The sequence below is a fragment of the Nocardia africana NBRC 100379 genome, from assembly GCF_001612635.1.
In the GTDB taxonomy this organism is placed as follows: Bacteria; Actinomycetota; Actinomycetes; order Mycobacteriales; family Mycobacteriaceae; genus Nocardia; species Nocardia africana.
Genome location: NZ_BDAV01000009.1, coordinates 148292 through 169289 on the forward strand (window position 1 = coordinate 148292; position 20998 = coordinate 169289).

Consider the following 20998-nt stretch of genomic DNA (forward strand, 5'->3'; position numbering starts at 1 on the left):
GTGCTCCAGTGCGTGATCGGCATGTCGCCCACGCCGTCGCGCACGGGCAGGGCGGCATCGGTCACGGTATGGCCCGCCGCCAGCCGCACCGGACGGCCCTGCGCGTCACGCACCGTCTGCTCGCCGGTGAACCCCATCAGATAGCCGAGCGCCATCCCGGCGACGGCGATGGCGAGCCCGGCGTGCACGGCCCGGCTGGTGGGACGGTCGAGGACGCGCTGGCGGCACAGGATCACCGCGACGACGAGATTCGCGAGGAACAGGCCCGGCACACCGGAGGCGAACACCATCTGGCCGATCGAATTGACCGCGTCGGTTTCGGTGTCGAAGTGGCTGAAGGTGCCGCGCGCGGCCTGTACCACGATGAAACCGACGTCCACGACGCCGGTGACGGCGAAAACGGTTCCCGCCCACCAGGTCACGCGCGCGCCGCGGTGCGGCACCGACAGCAGCCACGCCAGCGTCAGCGTGTAGAGGCAGAAGGCGATCCCGAACTTGCCGGGTTTGAGCCATATCGACTCACCGAGAATGCGGCGATCGTCGAACAGTGCGGCGCACAGACAGCACAGCGTGAGTGCCGCCATCGCCGCCGCGGTACACAGCAACGGCCGGTGCCATCGACGGGCGGGGGAGCTGATGGTGGTCATGAGGCGAAGTGTGCGGGCCGTGATACCCGGCGCGCGTCCCCCGGCCGTACTGTTCGGCTCTCATACTCCGGTACCGGTTCGCCGTCGGCGGAAGGCGAGCTCTGTCACGGGATTTGCGCAGCGCGGTCGGTGGCGGACGGTATCGGCGCGTCGTGCGTTGCAATTCGGAGTCGGCGCGGAAGCGTTCCGGCTACGACTCGGCGGCCGGGAGATAACCGGCGCGTCCAGGGTCGTATACGCCCGCGCGGTGGCTCGGTGAAACCTGGTCGCGGCCTTGGTCTTTCGTGACGCCCACCCGGGAAATCCCCGCGGCGCGGCTCGAGACGGAACCGAAATATGTTCGCTACCAGGCAATTCGGGCGCAGAACAGCGGCGCGGCTTGTCGGACCATCCGAGTAACTTGGCGGTTATCAGCCCCATCGAAAATCTACGGGGCTTCGTATCAAGGGGGCGGAGGGCCATGTCGAACATCGACGAGCGAATCCGGATGGCAGTGGAATGGCTGCGCAGCAGTCAGTTACCGCATCTCGACGGGGGTGCGGGCTGGGGGTGGATCCCCGACGTGCCGCCCAATCCGCAGAACACCGCCGAAGTGGTCTGCATCCTGCACCGGGCGGGGTGCGAAATCCCGCGCGCCGCAAAGGTCGCCATGCTGGTGCGGGCAACGGTCGTGCAACGGCCGATCGGCGACGAATGGTACTTCCGCACCCCGATCGACGTCGCGTGGCGGATCCGCGCCCTGCGCTGCCTCGAGGTCGAGGAGTCCGACCCCGGTCTGGTCGGCGCCGTGCGAAATCTGCTGGACCAGCAGGATTCCGAAACCGGTGGCTGGCGGATGTCGGGTTTCCTTGGCCCGGTGTCGATTACCGCGACCGCGGCCGCGGTCGAGGCGCTGATCGGCGGCGGAGCCTTCGACGGTGAACGCCACCAGGCCATCTCGCGTGGCATCGCCTACCTGGTGTCGTCGATGTTCCAGGAGCCCCGGACGTTGCCGATGTACGCGGCGGCGCACATCGCCGCCGTGCTCGCCCGGCCGGAGATCGTCCGGATCGGTGACAAGCGCGCCGAGCGGGCGTGTGAGCTGGCGGTCAAGCGACTGCTGACCGGACTGCGCCGCGGTGAGTGCGATATCGAGACCGAGATCTTCCGCCGTGACGATCTCGTCGACACCTGGCGTCACCTCACCTTGCACCTGGCGGTCGGGGCCGTGATCGCGGCCGACAGCCGCACCATCTTCGACCCGGCCGTGCGGGCGGCGATCGTCGCGCTGCTGGATATGCAGGAGATGGACGCACTGGCCATCTATCGGGGCGGATTCCGCATCTCGGACGAGGGGCCGGTCACCTCCTATGCCACCACTCAGGCGCTGGAGGCGTTGCTGCAGGTGCGTCCGGCGATCAACGAGCGGGTGAATCCGGCGAAGGTGTACGACGAGATCTGCCGGGTCGACGGCGCCCATCGCACCGACCCGCAGGCGATCGCGACGCTGGGCCGCCATCGCATGCTGATGAATTCGACTGCGGGACAAGCGTCGCTGGTACTGGCGGTGTCGGCCGGGGCGACGGTGTTCGCGCTGGCGGTCGGTTTCCACACCGTATTCGGCACCGTCGGCAGTCGCGCGCTGGTGGTGTGGGGGACGGTGCTCGTCGCGGTGGGTGCGTATTGCGGTCTGGCGACGCGCTTTCCGCGACTACCGAAGCGGCGGGTGGCGAGTGCGGTATTCGCCGCGTTCACCGCATTGGTCATGCCGGTGGTCACCTATCTGCTCGCCTGAGCCGATGCGCGGCCCGCTCGTGCTCATGGTCGCGGTGACCTGTCTGTGGGGTACTTCCAGTGCCCTGCTGGCATCGCTGGCCGCTCCCACCACCGCGGGCCTGGTGGCCCTCGGCGGAGCGGTGCCGCTGCTGGTGTGGGCGCGGCTGCGTGGACAGCACCCGTGGACGACGCTGACCGCCCATCCGGCGCTGTACTTGCGGCTGGGCGGGCTGGAGGCCGCGAATCTGGCGCTGTACGTGGCGGCGCTGCGGATCGGGCCACTGCCGGTGGTGGTCGCGCTGCACCTGACCGCGCCGGTCCTCATCATCGCCGCCGCACTGGTCCGCGGCCGGCGAGCGCCGACGTTGCCGGTATTGCTCGAACTGCTGCTGGTCGCGGCGGCGATCTGGCTGGTCGCCCGGCGGCACCCGGGCGGCGACGCGCAGATCGCGGCGCTGACCGGATGCGCCCTGGCGCTGGGCAGTGCGGCATGTGTGGCGATGCTGGTCAGTGTCGTCGCCCGGCACTCGGGACCGGATCACACGATCACCTCGGCGGCGTTGCAGTTGCTGTTCGGCGGCATCGCGAGCAGCCCATTGCTGGCGCTGGATCCACCGTCCGGACGGGTGGCGGCCGAGCTGGCCGCGGTGGGCGCCACCCTGCTCGGACCCGGATTCGCGCTCTACTGGCAGGCGCTGCGGCGATTGAGCGCGGCCACCGCCAGCGTCATCGGGCTCAACGAGGCGGTGGTGGCCACCCTGGTGGGTGCGGTGGCCACCCGCAGCGTGCCCACCGCGGCGACCGCCGCCGCGGGGTTGCTCATTCTGATCGCGGCCGGGCTAGAGCAGCGATCGGCGCCGCGACATCGCGTGCCGCCCTGACGAATTCGGTGCAGGTCGCCGGATCCTTGTCACCCCGGCCGTCGTCGACGCCGGAATTGACATCGACCCACGACGGCCGGACGGCATCGATCGCGGCGGTGACGTTGTGCGGGTTGAGGCCACCGGCGAGCATCACCGGGAAGGCCGGGGTGTCGAACAGTTCGACGATGCGCGCGCTGATCGACCAGTCGTGGGTGCGCCCGGTCCCGCCGAGGCGGTCGGTGGAGCGCGAATCCAGCACGAGCCCATCGCAATCCGGCGCCGCGCGCTCGGCGGCGACGATCGCCTCCGGGCCGGTGACGTGGACCGCGCGGATCACTCGCCGCCCGCCCGCACGGCGCCGCACCGCGCGCGCGGTGTCGTGGGAGATCAGGCCGTGCAGCTGGATGCAGTCGACGCCGATCCGGTCGGCCAGGCGCAACACCTCGGCCGCATCGGTGAGATGGGTGACCAGTACGCGTTCCATCGAGGAGGGCGCCAGCCGGGACAATCGGTGTGCCGATTCCGGGTCGAGTTCGTCTTCGCTGAAATGCGTCGTGCCCGAAATGAATCCGGCCGCGTCCGCATCGGCGGCGACGACGGCCCGGAGATCGGACTCGCTACGGATACCGCAGATTTTCGTTCGGACGGTGATCATCGGCACACGATACTGCCCGAATGTGTCCTGTCCGGTGGTTCGTGGCGATTACCACGATCTCCGCCGTCGCGGCGGCGTGTTCAGCCGACGCGGCGATAGGCGGTGCCGCGCCGGTCGGCCTCGGCCCAGCGGCGGCGGTCCAGTTGCGTGTCGACGGCCTCCACGACATCGGGGACGGTGATCTGCAGCAGCCCCGGATCGGGGGTGTCGCTGTCGCGATCGCCGGTGCGGCCCGCCCACAGCGCGATGTGGCGGCCGGACAGATGCGGCGGCGGCCCGCTGTGGCCGGGCGCGGTGGGACCGAACAGCGCGACGGTGCGGGTGCCGAAGGCGGTCGCCAGGTGGGCGACACCGGTGTCGCCGCACACCACCAGCGCGGCCTCGGCGACAGTGGCCGCCAATTCGATGAGATTCTGTTGTCCGGCCAGGACGTGGTCGTGTGAGAGCCCGGCGCGTGCGGCGATGCCGAGGGCGAGGTCGCGTTCGAATTCGTCACCGGTCACCACGACCTCGCGGCCCTGCACCAGCAGATGCCGGATCACCGCGGCGAATCGTTCACCGGGCCAGCGGCGGGCGGGCGCTCCGGCGCCGACGTGCACGACCACGCAGTCGCGGTGACTGGTGGTGGCCACCGGCGGCACCAAGCCGAGATTGCGGCGATCGGCGCTGATTCCGGCCGATTCCAGCAGATGACACCAGCGGTCGATGTCGTGCATGTCGGCTTGCCATTCGGGGCCGTCGAGATCGGGGAAGGCGGCATTGCGGTAGGTGAGCAGCCGGGCGGGTTCGGTGCGGGCCAGTTCGACGATGCCCTCGGCTCCCGAGCCCTGCAGGTTCACCGCCAGCGCGGGCGGCGCGCCGTCCCAGCGCATGGTGTGCGGGTCGGCGGCCGCGACCATTTCGTCGACCGAGGTGATCAGGTCGACGATGGGTTTGAGCCGGTGCGGTGCGGCCAGCACGATGTGATCGCGTGGCCTCGCCCGGCGCAGCGCACGAAGAGCCGGGACCGCGGTGAGAAGATCACCCAGTCCACGTGCGCGCAGCACGAGTACAACCGCCACCCTCTTCTCCTAGCCATCACCGAGCGACCCAGCAGTCCCGACCCACTCGATTTCGCACCGTTGCCGCGGCACGACCGAAGAGAGCCACCTGAGGATGACTACCCGAGGCGATCCGGCGTGAAACGCGCGTATTTCCGCCGGGTCCGCGCCGGTGCTGTCGACGGCGGCGGGGGAACCGGTAACCTGAGCGACGGTCGGGCCGAAACAAACTGGAGGATTTCATGATTCGCACCGCTGGACTCATCACCGCCACTGTGGCGGCGGGCGCGTTCGCAGTGCTCGGCGCCGGTGCCGCGCAGGCCGCGCAGGGCACCGTCACCGTCAACGGGCAGATCTACAACAACCCGACCGGTTGCATCGAACCGCACGCCTACCAGCTCACCGTCGGCAACAGCACCGACAAGGTGATCGAGGTGCACGCCGGGCGGGGATGCACCGGACCGGTGATCGGCAAGGTCGACCCGGCCGGCATCACCATGGTGCCGCGCGGCAGTCTGCTGATCGTCGAATGATTCTCCCGCTCCGCCCCGCGTCCGAGCTCGGGCGCGGGGCGGAGCCGTGTCTGCGCACGGTAGGTAACGGCACCGTGCACGGTGGTCCCGTGAGAACGCCTGCGGCGGTGCGATATCCGGGTGCTACCGGCGGGAGCAGTCCTACTACGCCGTGTCGTTGAATCGATGCGGATGATCTACGCTGTGAGCCATGACAGTGGTCTACAACCTGGTGGTCATCGCCCACCTGCTCGGTCTCGCCGCGGTGATCGGCGGATATGCCGCCGGCCGGCCGGCGGTGTCGCAGGTGATGCTCTGGGGTGCGCGAGCACAGATCGTCACGGGTCTGATTCTGGTCGGCATGGCCGACAGCATCGATTCGCTCGACAAGAATCTAGACATGGCCAAGATCGTGGTGAAACTGGTCATCGCGGTCGCCGTGGCCGGCCTCGCCGAGATCGCGCACGCGGATGCCAAGCGTGGCAAGACCATTGCCTGGATGGCCGACGCCGCCGGACTGCTCGCCATCGCCAACGTGTTCGTCGCCGTGCTGTGGCACTGAGCCCCGAGTCCGGGCTGTGGCTTTGAGCCCCGAGTCCGGGCTGTGGCATTGAGCCCCGAGTCCGGGCTGTGGCATTGAGCCACCAGGCCGAGCGGTCACAGTGAGCCGCAGTGCATTCGATGCGGTCCGGCAGTCGCTGCCGGACCGCATCGAATGCCCGCGCGACGGCAGGCTCAGCCCTCCAGCAGGGTTTGGCCGATGTAGCCCTGCGCGTCGGTGATTCCCGGCGGAATCACGAACACCGCGGACCCGACGGGTGTGGTCCAGGTGTTGAGGGCGTCGAATTCGGCGAGGCGGCGCTGCACCGGCAGATACTGCGCCGCGATATCGCGCTGGTAGGCGGCGAACAACAGCCCCGAATTCGAGGTGGTCCCGGGCGCGGGGGCATCGTCGTAGTTGTAGCCGCGCCGCAGGAAACGCTCGCCGTCGCTGGTGTGGTGCGCCCGGGCGATATGCGCCGAGGGCGGTATGACCGGGATGCCGTGGGCGTCCACGGCCGCGAAATCCGGATTATCGGATTCGCGGGTCCCGGTCAGTGGCGCCCCGGTCGCGATGCGCCGGCCCACGGTCAGTTCCCGCCCCTCGGGGTCGAGTTCGTCCCAGGTGTCCAGATTCATCGCGATCCGGCGCAGCACCATCGACGTTCCGCCGCGCAGCCACGGCAGCGCCGCGCCGTCGTCCCATACCAGCCGATCGAAATCGGCTCCGGGAGCGATGTTGACCGTGCCGTCGACCTGACCCATCAGATTGCGCATCGTCTGCCCGGCAGCGGCGTTGCGGAATCCGCGCTGGGTCCAGCGCACGGTCACCAGCGAGGTCACGCTGCGCGACAGCGCCCGCACCGCGTGCGCCACCGTCGTCGCCTCGTCCGCGCAGATCTGCAGGAGCAGGTCCCCCGCACAGAAGGCGGGGTCGAGCCGGTCGATGGTGAAGCCGGGCAGGGGGGTGAGCCAGTGCGGCCGCGCGGATTCGAGCCCCGCCACGGTGAACAGTCGCGGGCCGAATCCGACGGTCACGGTCAGCCGGGCGGGCCGGTGAGCCAGTTCCGGTTCGGTATCGGCCAGCGTCGGCTCACCGGCCGCGAGCCGTGCCGCGTCCCCGGACCAGATGCGCAGCAATCCCACGAGGTCGGCGCGGGCGGTGCCCGGCCGCAGATCGAAGGCCACGAACGCCGCGTGCTGCTGCGGCGCGGTCGCGACGCCGCCCTGGTGCGGTCCGTAGAACGGTTCGCGGGCGGTCCCCGGGTCGGCGGTCTCGGTGTGGCGGGCCCAGCGTTCGGCGCCGAGGGTGAGCCCCGCGACCCCCGCCGCACCCGCCGCGGCAGCACTGCCGCCGAGCAATCGGCGCCGCGACAGCCGCTCAGCCACCGTGGGCGGCCGTCGTCGGTGAGTAGTTCTCCTGATTGCCCGCGAAGTCACGCACCTGGGCGGTGAAGGTGGTGCTGGTGCCGTCGGCGAACTTCACCGTGATCGGTGTCTGCGTCCCGGTGCGCAGCGGAGCCTTCAGATCGATGAACATCAGATGGTCGCCACCCGGCGTGAGCTTCGCGTTGCCGTGTGCGGGGATCACCAGTCCACCGGCCTTGGGCCGCATCATGGACGTGCCGTTCGACTGGACCACCTCGTGGATCTCCATGCGCGCCGACGCCGGGCTGGTCGCGTCGACGATGCGGATCTCGTGGTCGCTGTTGTTGGCGACATTCGCGAACGCCGCCGACATCCCCGCATCGGCGGCCTTGATCCACTGATCGTTCACGGTCACCGAGTTGGCGTCCGCCGCAGGGGATGTGCCGCCGGACGAACATCCGGCCAGCAGCAGCGGGATCGAGGCCGCGGCGGTGATCAGCAGACCCGCGGACCGGTGCCGGCGCACGGACGCGGCCATGCGGCGGGACGGCCGGGTCGCCCGGCGAGGACCGCGGTCACCCGAGGCGAGGGCAGAACGCCCGGTGTGGGGGAGAGAGGACATTGGTGAACTCCATTGCATGAGAAGGGTTGTCATCGAGCAGGCGGCACGTCGTGGCGGGCACTCACCGCGACGGGCGCTCGTCACACCGTCGAACCACGCCTTGCGCGGCATACGGGGTGAGCGAGGCTTACCGGGTGCCGGGTATTCGCTCGTTGCTGCGTGCCAGGGGAGAGTGCGACCTCGGCGATCGCAGGAATCAGCCGCTCGCAAGCCGTTCGGCGTATCCGATCGATCCGGGACGCCTCGGAAACCGCAGCCGGCCGGAACCGCACTGCGCGATCCGCGGTGGGCCACGGCCGCCACAGCGGTGACGGTGGCCGGCAACGCGGACGCGCCGACGTCGGCCCGATGCACGACAGCTCGAGCGACCACTTCCACACAGCAGCGGGAGCCGTCCCACGTGTCGTGCGGTCATGGTCGATTCGGAGAGCTGCATCCCCGACAGCCGACTGCCGACCGGCAATGTGCCGGTATGGCCCACGGGCGCGGCGGTACGTGCTGTGCGCGCCGTGGTGACAGCTCTCGAGAACTATGGGCACATCCGGCGGCTCAGCCGTTGCCCGCCATCCATGGTCCGGACGCGAACCGGCCTGGACGCGTCTACCGGTGTGCCGATATCACGCCCACACGCGGTGCGAGGCAGCGAACGAGCGTGAGACTCGGCGGCCCGCGCCGCCCGGTGCCGGAAGCCAGCACGAGCCGCCGCGGCGCGGTCACCGTATCCGGCACCGAGACGACGACCGGAGCGCCGGAGCTTCCGAGGATGGGCGTAATCGCGCCGACCACGCGGCGAATCAGTGAAACCGCGCGTCGCAGTGTGGTTTCCGCGCCGCGGACGAGGACCGCCCCGACCACCGTCGCCGCGAGATGCGCGACCAGCATGGGCGCGGTGATCAGCACGTCGTGGCAGTGCGGTGACAGCGACAGCGCCAGATGGCCGATCGCCTGACCGACCGCGAGCAGGCCCATCAGCCGGAACAGCCCGGTGCGGGTATGGGCGGCGAGGCAGCCGATCGCGGTGCTAGCGGCGATCAGCATCATGATCGCCGCGGAGCCCGGCACCACCGCGCCACCACCGAGGGCGTGCGCGGCGATACTCACCGTGCCCGCGGCGGCGCCGACGCAGCCACCACGCAGTTGCGTGGAAGGGTCGGCCGTTGCGCGCACGAGATCATGATATCGGTGCTCGCCCGCGGGCTCGGCCGCCAGGTCCATCGCTGTCCACCGGGCGTGATGCCCGTCACCGCGCGGGGTTTCGGCCGGGTGGGGTCAGAGGATCTCCAGCTCGGCTTCGCGCAGATCCTCGGGAAAGACGAACCGCCGCAACGCCCAGAACCGGAAGGCCATCGCCAGCAACACGCCCAGGATCTGCCCGGTGATGAAGTTGGACACCGCCTGGGTGAATGTGCTCACGTGCGGCACCCGGATGTCGAAGACGTACAGCGAGACAGCCTGCGGAATGAGGGTCACGCCGACCGCGAGCGCGCTGACGGCGAAGAACAGCGCCGCCTCGTGGCTGCGCTGACGCCCACCCCGAGTGTTGAACGACCATTCCCGGTTCAGGATGTAGGAGACGATCGTCGCGATCAGCACGCCGAACGCGCGCGCGGTCAGCGGCTTGTCCTGCAGCACGGTCAGCTTGAGCGCGTACACCACTCCGGTATCCACGAACCAGGTGATCGCGCCGACGACGGCGAATTTCATCAGCTCCCGATGGGCGAGCAACAGTGCGCGCCAACGTTCGGGCAGCCGGTCCAGTCCAGCCTGCACCAACGACACGCACTCCACCCTAACCGTGAGCCGGGCGCCGGGCATCCGGACAGCGATCATGACCCGCGAGGTAATCGTCGCGGCGACCGGGGCCGCATACGATCGGGCAGGTGCCGACCCATACTGCCGGGGATCTGCTGCGCCACTGGCGTCGCACCCGCCGCCTCAGCCAGCTGGAGCTGGCCGGGCGCGCCGAAACCTCGACCCGTCACCTCAGCTTCGTCGAAACCGGCCGGTCCACGCCGAGCCGCCAGCTGATCCTGCACCTCAGCGAGGAGCTCGACATCCCGCTGCGCGAACGCAATCGGATGTTGCTGGCCGCCGGCTACGCCCCGGTCTACGCCGAACCCGGATTGGATACCCCCACCATGGCCCCCGTCCGCACCGCGATGCGGCAGATCCTCACCGGTTACGAGCCGTATCCGGCGTTGGCCGTGGACGCCCAGTGGAACATGGTCGACGCCAATTCCGGTGTCGCCCTGTTCCTCGACGGCATTCGCGCCGATCTGCTCACTCCGCCCGTCAACGCGCTGCGGCTGAGCCTGCATCCCGAGGGGCTGGCACCGCGCATCCTGAATCTCGCGCAGTGGCGCGGACATCTGTTCGAACGCGTCGATCGCCAGATCGAGGCCACCGGCTCGGCCGATCTCGCCGCGCTACGCACCGAACTGCTCGAATATCCCGGCGGCCGCGACGATCCCGGCCTGCCCGAACCGGATCAGGCCGTCGTCCCGCTGCGCCTGCGCCACCACGACCCGGAGCGCGGGGACATCGAACTCGATTTCATCAGCACCATGACCATCTTCGGCAGCCCGATGAACGTCACCGTCGCCGAACTCGCGATCGAGTCGTTTCTGCCCGCGAGCCCGGAGACCGCCGAATTCCTGCGCGGCCGTTCACATATCGAGTAGATGCGGCAGCCCGGCCCGATAGCGGTCGGCGTCGATGCGCTTGAACGGCTCCAGTTCGGGCGGTGCGTACATCGGGAACACCGCCGCCCGCGGCGCCGCGTCACCGGCGGCGTCGAGCATCGCGTTGGCCGCCTTGCGTCCCGCCTCGCAGGCACCTTCCATCGTCGCCAGATCGATGCCGGTACGGACGTGGTCGCCGCAGAAGAACACGTTGCCGATCGCCGAATGCGCCTCCGGGCGGTGATCCCAGGAGCCGACGGTGTTCACCAGCAGCGGAGTGTCGTTGCGGTTGCCGCCCTCCTCGAAATGCACGCCAGGATCGACGAACCACGAATGCAGGTCGTCGTCGCGCAGCCAGCCGGTGCCGGTGTTGAGCCAGCGTTTCAGCTGCGTCCATACCTCCTGTACCACTTCGTCTTTCGAGCACTGCTTGGCCGGTTTGCCGAACAGGATGCCGGGGGTGTCCCAGTCCGACACGTCCGCGGACAGGCATTCCACCACCGTCCCGTCGCCGTAGCGGGCCGCGAAATCGCCCCGCCACATCGGCGCCTGCCGCAGTGCGGTGATCGCCCACGGCGAGCCGAGGGCCGCGATATGTCCTTCCGGCACGCCGGTGGGTTGCCGCAGGTAGAACTGGACGCCGACCATCCAGTCCAGCACCAGTTCCCGCATCCCGGCCAGCGCCGGGTCGGCGGCGAGAATGTCGTCGTCGAGGATCGTCGCCGCGCGGTCGGCCGGCATCGCGCATACGTACCAATCCGCCTGCACCGCACGCCCGCCCACGTTCGCGCCGCTGATCCGGTCGCCGGACAGGCGCAGGCGCGTCAGGCCCGCGCCGGTGACGAAGCGGACTCCCAGTCCGGACAGATGCGTCACCCACGGATCGATCCACGCCTCGTTGGTGGGGCCGTTCAGAATCCGGTCCACGCCGCCGCGGTAGTGTGGCGCGATCCCGGCGCCCGCGAAAACCAGTGCCTCCCCGATGGTTCCGATGGTGCGCGCGGAACTGGTCTCCGACTTCGCCGCCACCGTGATCCGGGTCAGCGCCCGCGCGAGATAGTCCCGATAGGCCTGCGACTTACCGTTGGCACCCACCGCGTCCACCCACGATCGGTACTCCCATTCGCCGAAGCGGCGTTCGGGGGAGCTGGTGAACCACATCATCATCCGGTCGCCGAAGAACGCCAGTTCCTGGGGCGGCAACTGCGGGACGAAGCCGAATCCCGCGACGAGTGAGTTGCGGATGCGTTCGGGGTTCAGTTCGCGCAGCCCGGCGATCTCGGTCGGCACCGTGACCGGCGGCAGATCCGGAAATCCGGCGACCGTGGATTCCACCCGGATCAGATTTCCGGCCACGCCGTTGGCGTTGCCCGGGAACGGTATTCGCGCCATCGTGTCCGGCACGTGCTGGTAGCAGCCCGGGAAGAACCGGAAGCCGTGTTCGCCCGGCAGATCCGCGCGTCCGCCCGCCCCGGTGCCGGGCACGCTCATGCTGCGCGCCTTTCCGCCGAGCGCGGTCGGCTCGTACACCGTGACCGCGTAGCCGCGTTCGGCCAGTTCGTGGGCCGCGGTCAACCCGGACACGCCCCCGCCGAACACCGCCACCGTGCGCCCCGGGTTCACCTGGCGGCGAGCGGGGTTGGCGCGTGCCGCCACCGTTGCCCATGCGCCGCTGGTCGCGAGGGCCGCGCCCGCCACCGCCGCGCCCCGCAGCAACTGCCGCCTGCCGAATCCACCCGCATTGTCCCGACCGGTCATGTCCACTCCTCGAATCAGCGAGCGGGACCGGCCCTGCGTCGATCCCGAAGCCCGAAAGTCTCTGCCTGCGAATCCGTTTCACCGAGGTCCGGCAGTTTCGAGGGCCCGCCGGCCGGCCCGCCCCTTACTTGCGCACTGCCCTGGGCCACCGCGACCAGGCCGAACCCCACCGCGCCGCCTGGCGTTCCCGCCAGTCCTGCGCGGTGTCGCACACCTCGCGAATCACGGTGTCCACCACCGCGGTCGCCGGTGCGTGGGCCAGTGCCTGCATCGCGAACTTCGCCGCGCGCGCCGGGGTCAGCAGTTCGTCGGGGGTGCGCGCGCGGGTCATCACATCCAGCGCGAGGCCGGCCAGGTGCGGGTCGGCCGCACCGGCGCGGTACAGCTGCGCCTCGAGCGGTGTCATCTCGGTGCCGCGGGCGAGCCGGTTGGTCCACTGGTACATGGGCAGGCAGTCCTGTTCCCGCCGGTGCTCCCATCGGGTCAGTGCCTGGTCCAGTGCGGACGGGTCGTCGAGTACCGGGGCCGCGTATTCGCCCAGCAGCCGCCCGTAGCGCATCGCATCGCGCATGCCCTGCGCTGTGACCGGATCCTTGAAATGGCCGGCGTCGCCGGGCAGCGCCCAGCCCGGACCGCTGGAGCGGCGGAAGTAGGAGACGATGTCGGTGGCCGAGCGCACGCGCCCGATCGGCTCGCAATCGGCCAGTCGCGCGGCGAGTTCCGGGATCGCGGCCACCATGTCGCGGTAGCGCTGCTCGGTCTGCCCGGCGGTGCGCGGTCCGCGCGTGACCGGCGGCTGAATCAGCGACAACACCGCACCGTCCTCGCACGGGAATGCTGTTCCCAGAAGATCCCCGGCCCGCCATTGCGCCGCCGTCGTCCGCCATTCCGGGCGGCCGTCGCGCCAGTAGGCGAAGTAGCACGCCCGCCCACTGGCCTTGCTGCGGTACGGATCGAGGGCGCCGGTCAGCCGCGCCACCGTGGAACGCCGCCCGTCCGCGCCGACGACCAGGCGGGCCCTGATCTCGTGGGTGGCCCCCGCGCGATCGACGGCGCGCACGCCGGCGACCCGGCCGCCGTCGCGGATCAGCTCGGTGACCCGCATCGATTCGTGCACGGTGGCGCCGGCGGCGCGGGCGGTGGCGACGAGGGCCGCGTCGAATCCGATGCGCCGCACGCACATCGCGTAGTCGATGCCTTTCACGGCGGTGAACGGCGCCCGGACCACCTGGCCCGCGCCGGCGGCGAACGCGATCCGCAACGGTGGCGCGCCGAGCGCCAGGACCCGATCCAACGCGCCCAGCGCCGCCACCTCGGCGATGCCCGCCGGCCACAGCAGGTGGGTCGAGAGGGTGTCGGAGGGAAACCGGGCCGAGTCCACGACGACGACGCGCCGCCCCGCGCGGGCGAAGGTGATGGCCGCGGCCGAACCCGCGCAACGGGCACCGACGACCACCACGTCGGCGAAATCGATGACAGCGCAGTCGTTTTCGCGGAACGCTCGGTCGTGTTCCGGAAGGCCCCGGGCGGTCGCGTGGGTGTCCGAATCGGTCGGCGAAGAGTCGGCAGGTTCGTCGGTAGGCATCGGCGCCGCCTTCCGGGTCACTATGTTCGGACACTATGTCCTAATGAGAGGATGAAGCTGCCTCTCTCGCATTGTCAATATGTTTGGACCGATTGTTCGCGGCTATTACCGACGCTCGAGCCGCCCGCGCCGGTGACACGCCGGATCGCACCCGATCCGGTCACCTCCGCGATGATCACCGGAAGGCGTGGCCGCCCGGCCCGATCGACACGACCGTGATGAGGTACCGCGATGGCATTGATGTCACCCCTGGACTCGGCATTCCTGCTGCTGGAATCGCGCGAACATCCCATGCACGTCGGTGGCCTCTCGCTGTTTCGTCCCTCGGACTCACAGACGCGATCGGCACGGCAGTTGTGCGAGGAATTGACCTCGGGCACCGGCCGACTCACCTCGGTGTTCCGGCGCCGGCCCGCGCGGTCGCTGGCGAGTTTCTCCCCGCTGCGGTGGGATCTCGACGACGACGTCGATCTCCACTACCACGTCCGGCTGCTCTCGCTGCCCGCGCCGGGGCGGGTGCGTGAACTGTTGGAACTGGTGTCGATGCTGCACGGATCGCTGCTGGACCGCCATCGTCCGCTCTGGGAGGTCTACATCATCGACGGGCTCGCCGACGGCCGGATCGCCCTGTACACCAAGACACATCACGCGCTGATGGACGGTGTGTCGGCCGTGCGCACCTGGCAGCGGGTCCTCTCGCCCGATCCCGCTGCCCGCGACTGCGTGCCGCCGTGGCGCTCGCCCGGCCGAGGCTCGGGCGCCGGCTCGAACTCGCTGTGGCGCCGCTCGGCCGACGCGGTGCGCGCGGCCGGGCGGATCGGCAGCGCCGTACCCGAATTGCTCTCGGGCGCATACGAAATCGCGCGGGACTATCCCGAACCGCACCCCTTTCGGGCTCCGCACACGATGTTCAATGTCGCCATCACGGGTGCCCGGCGATTCGCCGCGCAGTCCTGGCCGTTGCCGCGGTTGCGCGCGGTCGGTGCGCGTACGGGAGCGACCGTGAACGATGTGGTGCTGGCGATGTGCGCGGGGGCGCTGCGGCGATATCTGCTCGCCGAGCAGGCGCTGCCGGCCGAGCCGCTGATCGCGATGGTGCCGGTCTCGCTGCGCGGCACCGCCGAAACCGCGGCGGGAGAGGGCAATTCGGTGGGTGCGGCACTGTGCGACCTGGCCACCGACGAACCGGACCCGGCCGCGCGACTCGCCCGCATCCACGCCTCGATGACGCGGACCAAGAACACCATGTCGCGGCTGACGCCGCTGCAGATCCTGGGCCTCTCGGCGGTCAATGTGGCAGGACTGGCCACCGCGGCGCTACCGGTCCGGCTGCCGGCGGTCGCGCCGCCGTTCAACATCGTCATCTCCAACGTCCCGGGCGCCGCCGAGCCGCGGTACTGGAACGGCCTGGGTCTGGAAGCGGTGTATCCGGCCTCGATTCCCCTCGACGGACAAGCGGTCAACATCACGACGATCAGTTCCGATGGCGCCATGCATTTCGGCATCGTCGGGTGTCGGCGCAGTGTGCCGCATCTGCAGCGGCTGCTGACCGGACTCGACGAATCCCTCGCCGAACTGGAGTAGCCGGGCTCCGCAGCCGGAAGGCGGCGCGGCCGGGCGCGCCGCGGGCGCCCGTGGTCAGGCGATCCGCGCGGTGCCGGTGAGGGCGTCGGTGGCGGCGGCGAGAATCCGCCGCGCCCGCGGGAAGTCCTGCAGCTGCTCACCCAGCGAATCGAGGACCGGAAACAGCGACTGCGCGGGCACCGCACGCGCGCTCAGCACGCCCGCCGTCCACGTGACGAAGCTGGTGAACAACTCGTCGTCGTCCAGATACAGTGCGGTGGCGAGGAATTCGAGAATCTGCGCGATATCCTCGGCCGTGCGGTCCCGCTGGAATTCGGAATACTCCCGCATCGCGGGAAAGCGGTGCTCGAGCTCTGCCATGGTGGTGGCCAGCAGTTGTGGCGTGCTGCGGGCGATCATGGTGAATTCCTGATCGGTCAGGTGCGGCAGCGTCCGGTGCGGTCGGTCCGGGGGCTGCTGCTCGCGCCGAAGCCCCCGGGCGAGCAGCTCGGCCGCGGTCGCCGCGTCCGGCGCCCAGGCGTCCGCGCCGAGCAGATCCGCATAGCGGCCGTCCGGCCCGAACGCCGCACCGCCCACCAGCACCGGCACCCCGGCCGCCTGACATGCGGTGATCGTGCCGTGCGCCGACGGCAGGCGGGTCGGCAGCGAGGACGACAGCAATACGGCATCGGGGCCGGTGTTGTGCAGGTGCGCGATCAGGTGGCGCGTGGGCACCTGGGCACCCAGAAAATCGACCCGCCAGCCACGCATCCGCAGCACCTCGGCCACCAGCCGCGCGGGCAGGGCATGCCATTCACCGTCCACGCACGCGACCGTGACCCGCCCGGCCGAGGCGGGGTGCGCGGCGGCCGCGTGCAGGGCCAGCGCCGTCACGGCGCGGTCGTTGATCGCGGTGGCGGTGTGCTCGTCGGCGACACTGAGCGTGTTCGCGGCCCATTCCGCACCCACCCGGCGCTGCACCGCCGCGATCACATCGAGCAGAACCGCGTCCGGTTCGAGTCCCGAATCCAGCGCCGCGAGCACGATATCGATCGCCGCACGTTCGTCACGGCCCGTGACCGCCGTCCACAACTCGTCGCGAAAAGCGCAGGGGTCCACGGTGATTCGGCGAGGCGGCTCGGACATGGACGGTGGCTCCTTCGCGGTACGGGTCAGTCGATCACGATGTGCGGGCTGCGCGGCGCGGTGATCGCGACGACTGCGATGTCGTCGTGCTGGTTGCGGCCGACCCACTGGGTGGTGAGCATGTGAATGCGCTCGACCACCGCCTCCGCGGGCATATCCGCACACTGCGCCAGCGCGGCGATCAGACGCTCCTCTCCGAACATGCGCCGGCCCAGCGGTCCGCCGCGGGCCTCGGTCACACCGTCGGTGTAGAGCAGGCAGGTTTCCCCGGGGGCGAGCGAGGTCCGGAACGTCGTGGCGCTGATGTCGGGCAGCGCGCCGACCAATTGCCCACGCGTCTCGGCCGTTTCGACGGTCCCGTCGGCCCGGACGATCAACGGCGGCGGATGCCCGGCGGAGGTCAACCGCAGCAGCACCCGTCCTTCCCGGTGCACTGCCGATGCCAGCACCAGCGTGGCGAATCGGCCGTGGCGCGAGGACATCAGCGCGTTGTTCAGCAGGGTGAGCATGCGCTGATGATCGTCGGCCATCGGCACCAGCGCGTGGATCGTGTTGCGGATCTTGCCGGTCAGCACGGCGGCCTCGAGACCCTTCCCGCAGACATCGCCCAGAACGACGAGCGTTTCCCCGTCCGGTGTCGCCGCGCGATGCACGTCGTAGAAATCTCCGCCGATGATCTCGTGATTCTCCGAAGCCCGGTAGGCGCCGGCCAATTCGATTCCGTAGACGCGGTGCAGCTGCGGTGGCAGCAGCTCGCGAATCAGGATCGCCGTGATGCTGGTCTGCTCGGCATACAGCCGCGCCGCCGACAGCGCGATACCCGCACGGCCGGCGAACAACTGGGCGAAGATCTCGTCGCGCACGTCGAAGATCCGCTCGCCCGAACGGCGCAGCAGTACCAGCGCCCCGGCCGAAACCCCGTGGCCGGGAAGGGGAGTCACGATCACCGAGCCCGTGCGGTTCTCGAAACCGGGCGGCAGCAACCACGACGGCACCGCCGCGGGATCCAGCCACTGCGAGGGAATCGGCGGAAACCCGCGCAGCGCCTCGCTCAGCCCGGCCACCGTATCGGGATCCGCCTCGACGACCGTCCCCCGCACCACGCCGTGTTCGTCGCACGAGGCGACCGACAGCGTCGCTCCGGAAGGGGGAGTGACCACCACCGCGGCATCGGCGAGGTGGCGAGCGGCCAGCCGGACTGTCGTCTCCACGCACCGGTCGACGTTCAACGAGGCCAGCAGCTGCTCGGAGGCCTGCGACAGGAATGCGGTCCGCTCGCGTTCCTGCACCAACTCCGAGCGGCTCTCGTGCAGCGAGCGTACGGTGTCGCCGAGCAACCACCAGACGATCGTGCCGTCGGCGCCGGGAGAGGCGACGGCACGCAGTTCGCGTCCATCCACGCGGCCGGACACCGAGGCGGGCGACGCCACGATGCCCGATCCGGCCGCCGCGTCGTGGGCGGCGGACAACCAGGGCGCCACCGCACGCGGCAACGGCACACCGACCGCCGCGTCCGGCAACAGTGCGGCAGCCTCGCGGGTCAGCGCCACCACCGTGCCGCCGCGATCGACCACCACGGCCGGGTGCGGGACCGCCGACCATCGGTCAACGTCGCTCACGACGGATTCGGGCATGGCGGCCTCCTCATATCCGGTCGCACGCGCGAAACCCGCTGCAGCGCAGCGGAACCGGTGTCACTGCTGGTCCGCGGAGGTGCGCCGGGACCACTGTCCGGTGTCGGGATCCGAACGGGACTCCGCGGTGAGCGAGGCCACGAACTCGACCGTCGTACCGTCGGCGCCGGAGACGACGCGGGTGCCGGGCATCAGGGCGTTCATCATCGGCAGGCCGCGACCGCGATCGACTTCCTCGTCCGCTCGCGGCGCGCGCCAGGTCCCGCTGTCGGACACGGTGATGCGGATCGCATGCGCGACCGACGCGTGCAACACCACGGTCCGGCCGTCGCCACGATGCCCGTGCTCGACCGAATTCGAACACGCCTCGTTGACGGCCAGCAGCAGATCGTAGGCACGATCCGGCCCGAGGCTCGTGCCCGTCAGCCAGGCCCGCAGCCGGGTCCGCACCCGCTGCAGTTCCTCGGACCGAGCCCGGAATTCGATGTGCAGGTCCTCGAGCGATCGCTGCCCGCCGGTGGCCGCCGCCTTCTGAGCGCCGCTTTCGGGGTGACGGGAGCTCTCGGGGTGACGCATGGAAGATCAGCCGTTCGTGTGGGTGGCAGCGCTGGCGACGGCGGCATCGACGTCGTCGAAGAGGGTGAATACCGTCGACAGGCCGGTGACCTCCACCACGCGCCGCACCGGCCGCGGCGCCACCACCAGCACTCGTCCCGCCTGCCGCAGCGCGCGGACCAGCACATTCATTCCCGAGGAGTCGAAGAACTCGACCGCCGACAGATCCACGATCAGCTGTTCGGGCTGGCGAGTCACGGCCTGCTGGACAGCCGCATCCAGGCGCGGCGCGGTATGCGAGTCGACCTCACCCGCCGCGGTCACCACCACGAAGTCGCCGACCGAGATCACATCGGCGGTGCAGCCGCTGTGGTCTTCGTATCCCACGTGTGTTCACCCTTCCGGCATCCGTGTCCGGCCCCCACGAACGAATATGCATCGCGACGGCCGGGCGGAGGTGTGCAGGCACATCTGCGCATGACGAACACCGCGATACTCGGCATGGTTCGCGGTGCCGCGCGCGGCTGTGGTCTCAACCTCGCAAGATCACCGAGTGTAACGGCCGCCGCGCGCCCACCGGGACACGCGTCGGCCGCCGCCCGCCGAGGCTCGTCACCTCGGACCTGCCGCACTCGCCGCGCAGCGAGCGAAATCGCAGACGCCGGCTGACGATTGGGCGGCGAACGGCACGTCCGGGTGGCATGGTGCGGCATTCGCGGGCCCGGTTCGGTGTGTCCGGCGCGACACCCGACGTGTCATCGGCATGCCCCGGCCGCCGCGTGGTTATATCGCGCGACGACGTTCACGGAGGTGTTCGGTGACGACAGCAGGTCTCATCCTCGCGTGCCTCGCGGCCGCGATTCACATCTACATCTTCTATCTGGAATCGGTGGCGTGGACAAATCCGAAGACGCGAGCCGTCTTCGGAGTGTCCTCGGCCGCCGAGGCGGAAACGACCAAACAGCTGGCCTTCAACCAAGGTTTCTACAACCTGTTTCTGGCCGTCTGCGTGATCGCCGGCACCGTCGTCTTCGCGACGGGTGAGACGACGATCGGCGCCACCCTGGTGTTCACCGGCGCCGGTTCGATGACCGCCGCCGGCCTGGTGCTGCTTGTGTCCAGTCCCGACAAGGCGAGCGCGGCCCTCAAACAGCTGGTGCCACCGCTGCTCGGCGTGATCGCTCTGGCTGTCGGCCTGGGGTGACGCGACGGCCGCCCCGATCAGTCGGTGGCATCGGTTGCGGAGATACGCGCGGCGCCCGGACGCAGAGTGAACCGGCGGCCGTGAAAGTCCCAGAAGCGGTAGATCGGCCACTGCAGCGTGTGGGATAGGCAGGCGGCCACGATGATCAGGCGCTGGTGCGGTGGGACGCGCAGGCCGTGGTGTTCGAGGGTGCGCAACCCGATGTGGTGGAACCTCCAGTGGTGGTGCGGCGTGGTGCGCCGCCGGCGCGACGACGTCCGGGCGCGCATGGTGGGCAACTGGTGGATGCGCAGGCCGTGCGTCATCAGACACAGCGCCAGGTCGAGATCCTCGGCGATGTCCGCACGGGTCTGCACGTCGGAGCGGATCTGCTGCCAGGCCGTACGCCGCAGGGCCATGTTCGGCCCGTACATATTCGCCACCTGCCCGCCGACCTTGCCCAGCCGCAGCAGCAGCCGCTGGCCGAATTCGAGGAAGAAGCCGATCGGGGAGTCGTGGTAGGTGCACAGACCGGTCAGCGCCGCGGTATCCGGGTGTGCGGCGAAGTGGTCGCGAATGGTGGCCGCCCAGTCGTCGGCGACCAGCGTGTCGGCGTCGGTACGGGCGATGACATCGCCCCGCGCCTTGTCGAATCCGGCGTTGCGCGCCGCCGGTATGCCGCGGACCGGTTCGTGGATCAGCTGCACCTTCGGATGGGCGGCGGCGAACTGTTCGACGACGTGCGGGGTGTCGTCGTCGCTGCCGTTGTCGACGACGATCACCTCGTCGACCGCGTCCTGGACGACCAGCCGCGACAATGCGTCCTCGATGACGGGGGCTTCGTTGAGAGCGGGGACTACCACCGACAAGATCATCAATCATCTCCGTGCT

The 20998-nt window shown here is 69.9% G+C and carries 20 protein-coding genes; 7 read left to right on the forward strand and 13 right to left on the reverse strand.

The genetic code is table 11. The features are described 5' to 3' along the window. The first annotated feature begins 1107 nt into the window (after nt 1–1107). Together NA3_RS15230 and NA3_RS15235 are read left to right on the forward strand one after the other, a co-directional pair. Entirely contained in the window at nt 1108–2421 is a 1314-nt protein-coding gene (locus NA3_RS15230) for a prenyltransferase/squalene oxidase repeat-containing protein (RefSeq protein WP_062964286.1), read from the forward strand. A 4-nt stretch (nt 2422–2425) separates the two neighbouring features. After that, nucleotides 2426–3283, forward strand: a complete 858-nt coding sequence (locus tag NA3_RS15235) for a DMT family transporter (protein WP_062964287.1) — start codon at nt 2426–2428, stop codon at nt 3281–3283. Here NA3_RS15235 and NA3_RS15240 read toward each other — a convergent pair. Further along, entirely contained in the window at nt 3222–3920 is a 699-nt protein-coding gene (locus NA3_RS15240) for a phosphoribosylanthranilate isomerase (protein ID WP_062964288.1), read from the reverse strand. The genes NA3_RS15235 and NA3_RS15240 overlap by 62 nt on opposite strands. An 80-nt stretch (nt 3921–4000) precedes the next feature. Then, entirely contained in the window at nt 4001–4981 is a 981-nt protein-coding gene (locus NA3_RS15245; protein ID WP_062964289.1) for a glycosyltransferase family 9 protein, read from the reverse strand. A 221-nt stretch (nt 4982–5202) separates the two neighbouring features. On the opposite strand from NA3_RS15245, the gene NA3_RS15250 reads away from it, so the two are divergent. Both NA3_RS15250 and NA3_RS15255 read left to right on the forward strand, forming a co-directional pair. Beyond that, a complete protein-coding gene (locus NA3_RS15250; protein WP_062964290.1) occupies nt 5203–5493 on the forward strand; it encodes a hypothetical protein in 291 nt (96 codons plus the stop codon). A 190-nt stretch (nt 5494–5683) separates the two neighbouring features. Beyond that, nucleotides 5684–6034, forward strand: coding sequence for a hypothetical protein (locus NA3_RS15255; protein ID WP_039778300.1), 351 nt, complete (start codon nt 5684–5686; stop codon nt 6032–6034). Nucleotides 6035–6207: 173 nt separating this feature from the next. On the opposite strand, the gene NA3_RS15260 is transcribed toward NA3_RS15255, so the two are convergent. The 4 genes from NA3_RS15260 to NA3_RS15275 form a co-directional block, all read right to left on the reverse strand. Next, nucleotides 6208–7401, reverse strand: a complete 1194-nt coding sequence (locus NA3_RS15260; RefSeq protein ID WP_062964291.1) for a Dyp-type peroxidase — start codon at nt 7399–7401, stop codon at nt 6208–6210. Further along, nucleotides 7394–7918 carry a copper chaperone PCu(A)C gene (locus NA3_RS15265; RefSeq protein WP_062964292.1) on the reverse strand — a complete coding sequence of 175 codons (525 nt, stop codon included), beginning with the start codon at nt 7916–7918 and terminating at the stop codon, nt 7394–7396. Before NA3_RS15265 ends, NA3_RS15260 begins: the two co-directional genes overlap by 8 nt. Nucleotides 7919–8602: 684 nt before the next feature. Then, the gene (locus tag NA3_RS15270; RefSeq protein ID WP_063917544.1) at nt 8603–9169 is read right to left on the reverse strand and encodes a hypothetical protein; all 567 of its coding nucleotides are present in this window, start codon (nt 9167–9169) and stop codon (nt 8603–8605) included. A 102-nt stretch (nt 9170–9271) separates the two neighbouring features. After that, a complete protein-coding gene (locus tag NA3_RS15275; protein WP_062964598.1) occupies nt 9272–9781 on the reverse strand; it encodes a GtrA family protein in 510 nt (169 codons plus the stop codon). Nucleotides 9782–9882: 101 nt separating this feature from the next. Here NA3_RS15275 and NA3_RS15280 point away from each other — a divergent pair, with 101 nt between their 5' ends. Beyond that, the gene (locus tag NA3_RS15280) at nt 9883–10683 is read left to right on the forward strand and encodes a helix-turn-helix domain-containing protein (RefSeq protein ID WP_062964294.1); all 801 of its coding nucleotides are present in this window, start codon (nt 9883–9885) and stop codon (nt 10681–10683) included. On the opposite strand, the gene NA3_RS15285 is transcribed toward NA3_RS15280, so the two are convergent. Further along, complete coding sequence (locus NA3_RS15285; RefSeq protein ID WP_062964599.1) at nt 10669–12441, reverse strand: hydroxysqualene dehydroxylase; 1773 nt, start codon at nt 12439–12441, stop codon at nt 10669–10671. The genes NA3_RS15280 and NA3_RS15285 overlap by 15 nt on opposite strands. Nucleotides 12442–12565: 124 nt before the next feature. Beyond that, nucleotides 12566–14026 carry an NAD(P)/FAD-dependent oxidoreductase gene (locus tag NA3_RS15290; RefSeq protein WP_084491614.1) on the reverse strand — a complete coding sequence of 487 codons (1461 nt, stop codon included), beginning with the start codon at nt 14024–14026 and terminating at the stop codon, nt 12566–12568. Between the two features lie 231 nt (nt 14027–14257). Between NA3_RS15290 and NA3_RS15295 the strand changes: the two genes are divergently transcribed. Then, nucleotides 14258–15610 (forward strand): WS/DGAT/MGAT family O-acyltransferase, encoded by a 1353-nt coding sequence (locus NA3_RS15295; protein ID WP_062964295.1) that lies wholly within the window; start codon nt 14258–14260, stop codon nt 15608–15610. Between the two features lie 54 nt (nt 15611–15664). Here the strand turns inward: NA3_RS15295 and NA3_RS15300 are convergent, their stop codons facing one another. From NA3_RS15300 to NA3_RS15315, 4 genes are read right to left on the reverse strand one after another with little or no spacing between them, the layout of a single operon-like run. Further along, a complete protein-coding gene (locus tag NA3_RS15300; protein WP_062964296.1) occupies nt 15665–16735 on the reverse strand; it encodes a cobalamin B12-binding domain-containing protein in 1071 nt (356 codons plus the stop codon). Between the two features lie 26 nt (nt 16736–16761). Continuing rightward, a complete protein-coding gene (locus NA3_RS15305; RefSeq protein ID WP_062964297.1) occupies nt 16762–18369 on the reverse strand; it encodes a PP2C family protein-serine/threonine phosphatase in 1608 nt (535 codons plus the stop codon). A gap of 60 nt (nt 18370–18429) precedes the next feature. Then, nucleotides 18430–18945, reverse strand: coding sequence for an ATP-binding protein (locus NA3_RS15310; RefSeq protein ID WP_062964298.1), 516 nt, complete (start codon nt 18943–18945; stop codon nt 18430–18432). A 6-nt stretch (nt 18946–18951) separates the two neighbouring features. Beyond that, a complete protein-coding gene (locus tag NA3_RS15315; RefSeq protein WP_218021829.1) occupies nt 18952–19311 on the reverse strand; it encodes an STAS domain-containing protein in 360 nt (119 codons plus the stop codon). Nucleotides 19312–19741: 430 nt separating this feature from the next. On the opposite strand from NA3_RS15315, the gene NA3_RS15320 reads away from it, so the two are divergent. Further along, the gene (locus NA3_RS15320) at nt 19742–20128 is read left to right on the forward strand and encodes a DUF1304 domain-containing protein (RefSeq protein ID WP_062964299.1); all 387 of its coding nucleotides are present in this window, start codon (nt 19742–19744) and stop codon (nt 20126–20128) included. A 17-nt stretch (nt 20129–20145) separates the two neighbouring features. Here NA3_RS15320 and NA3_RS15325 read toward each other — a convergent pair whose 3' ends face one another. Continuing rightward, complete coding sequence (locus NA3_RS15325; RefSeq protein WP_062964300.1) at nt 20146–20982, reverse strand: glycosyltransferase family 2 protein; 837 nt, start codon at nt 20980–20982, stop codon at nt 20146–20148. Between the last annotated feature and the right edge of the window lie 16 nt (nt 20983–20998).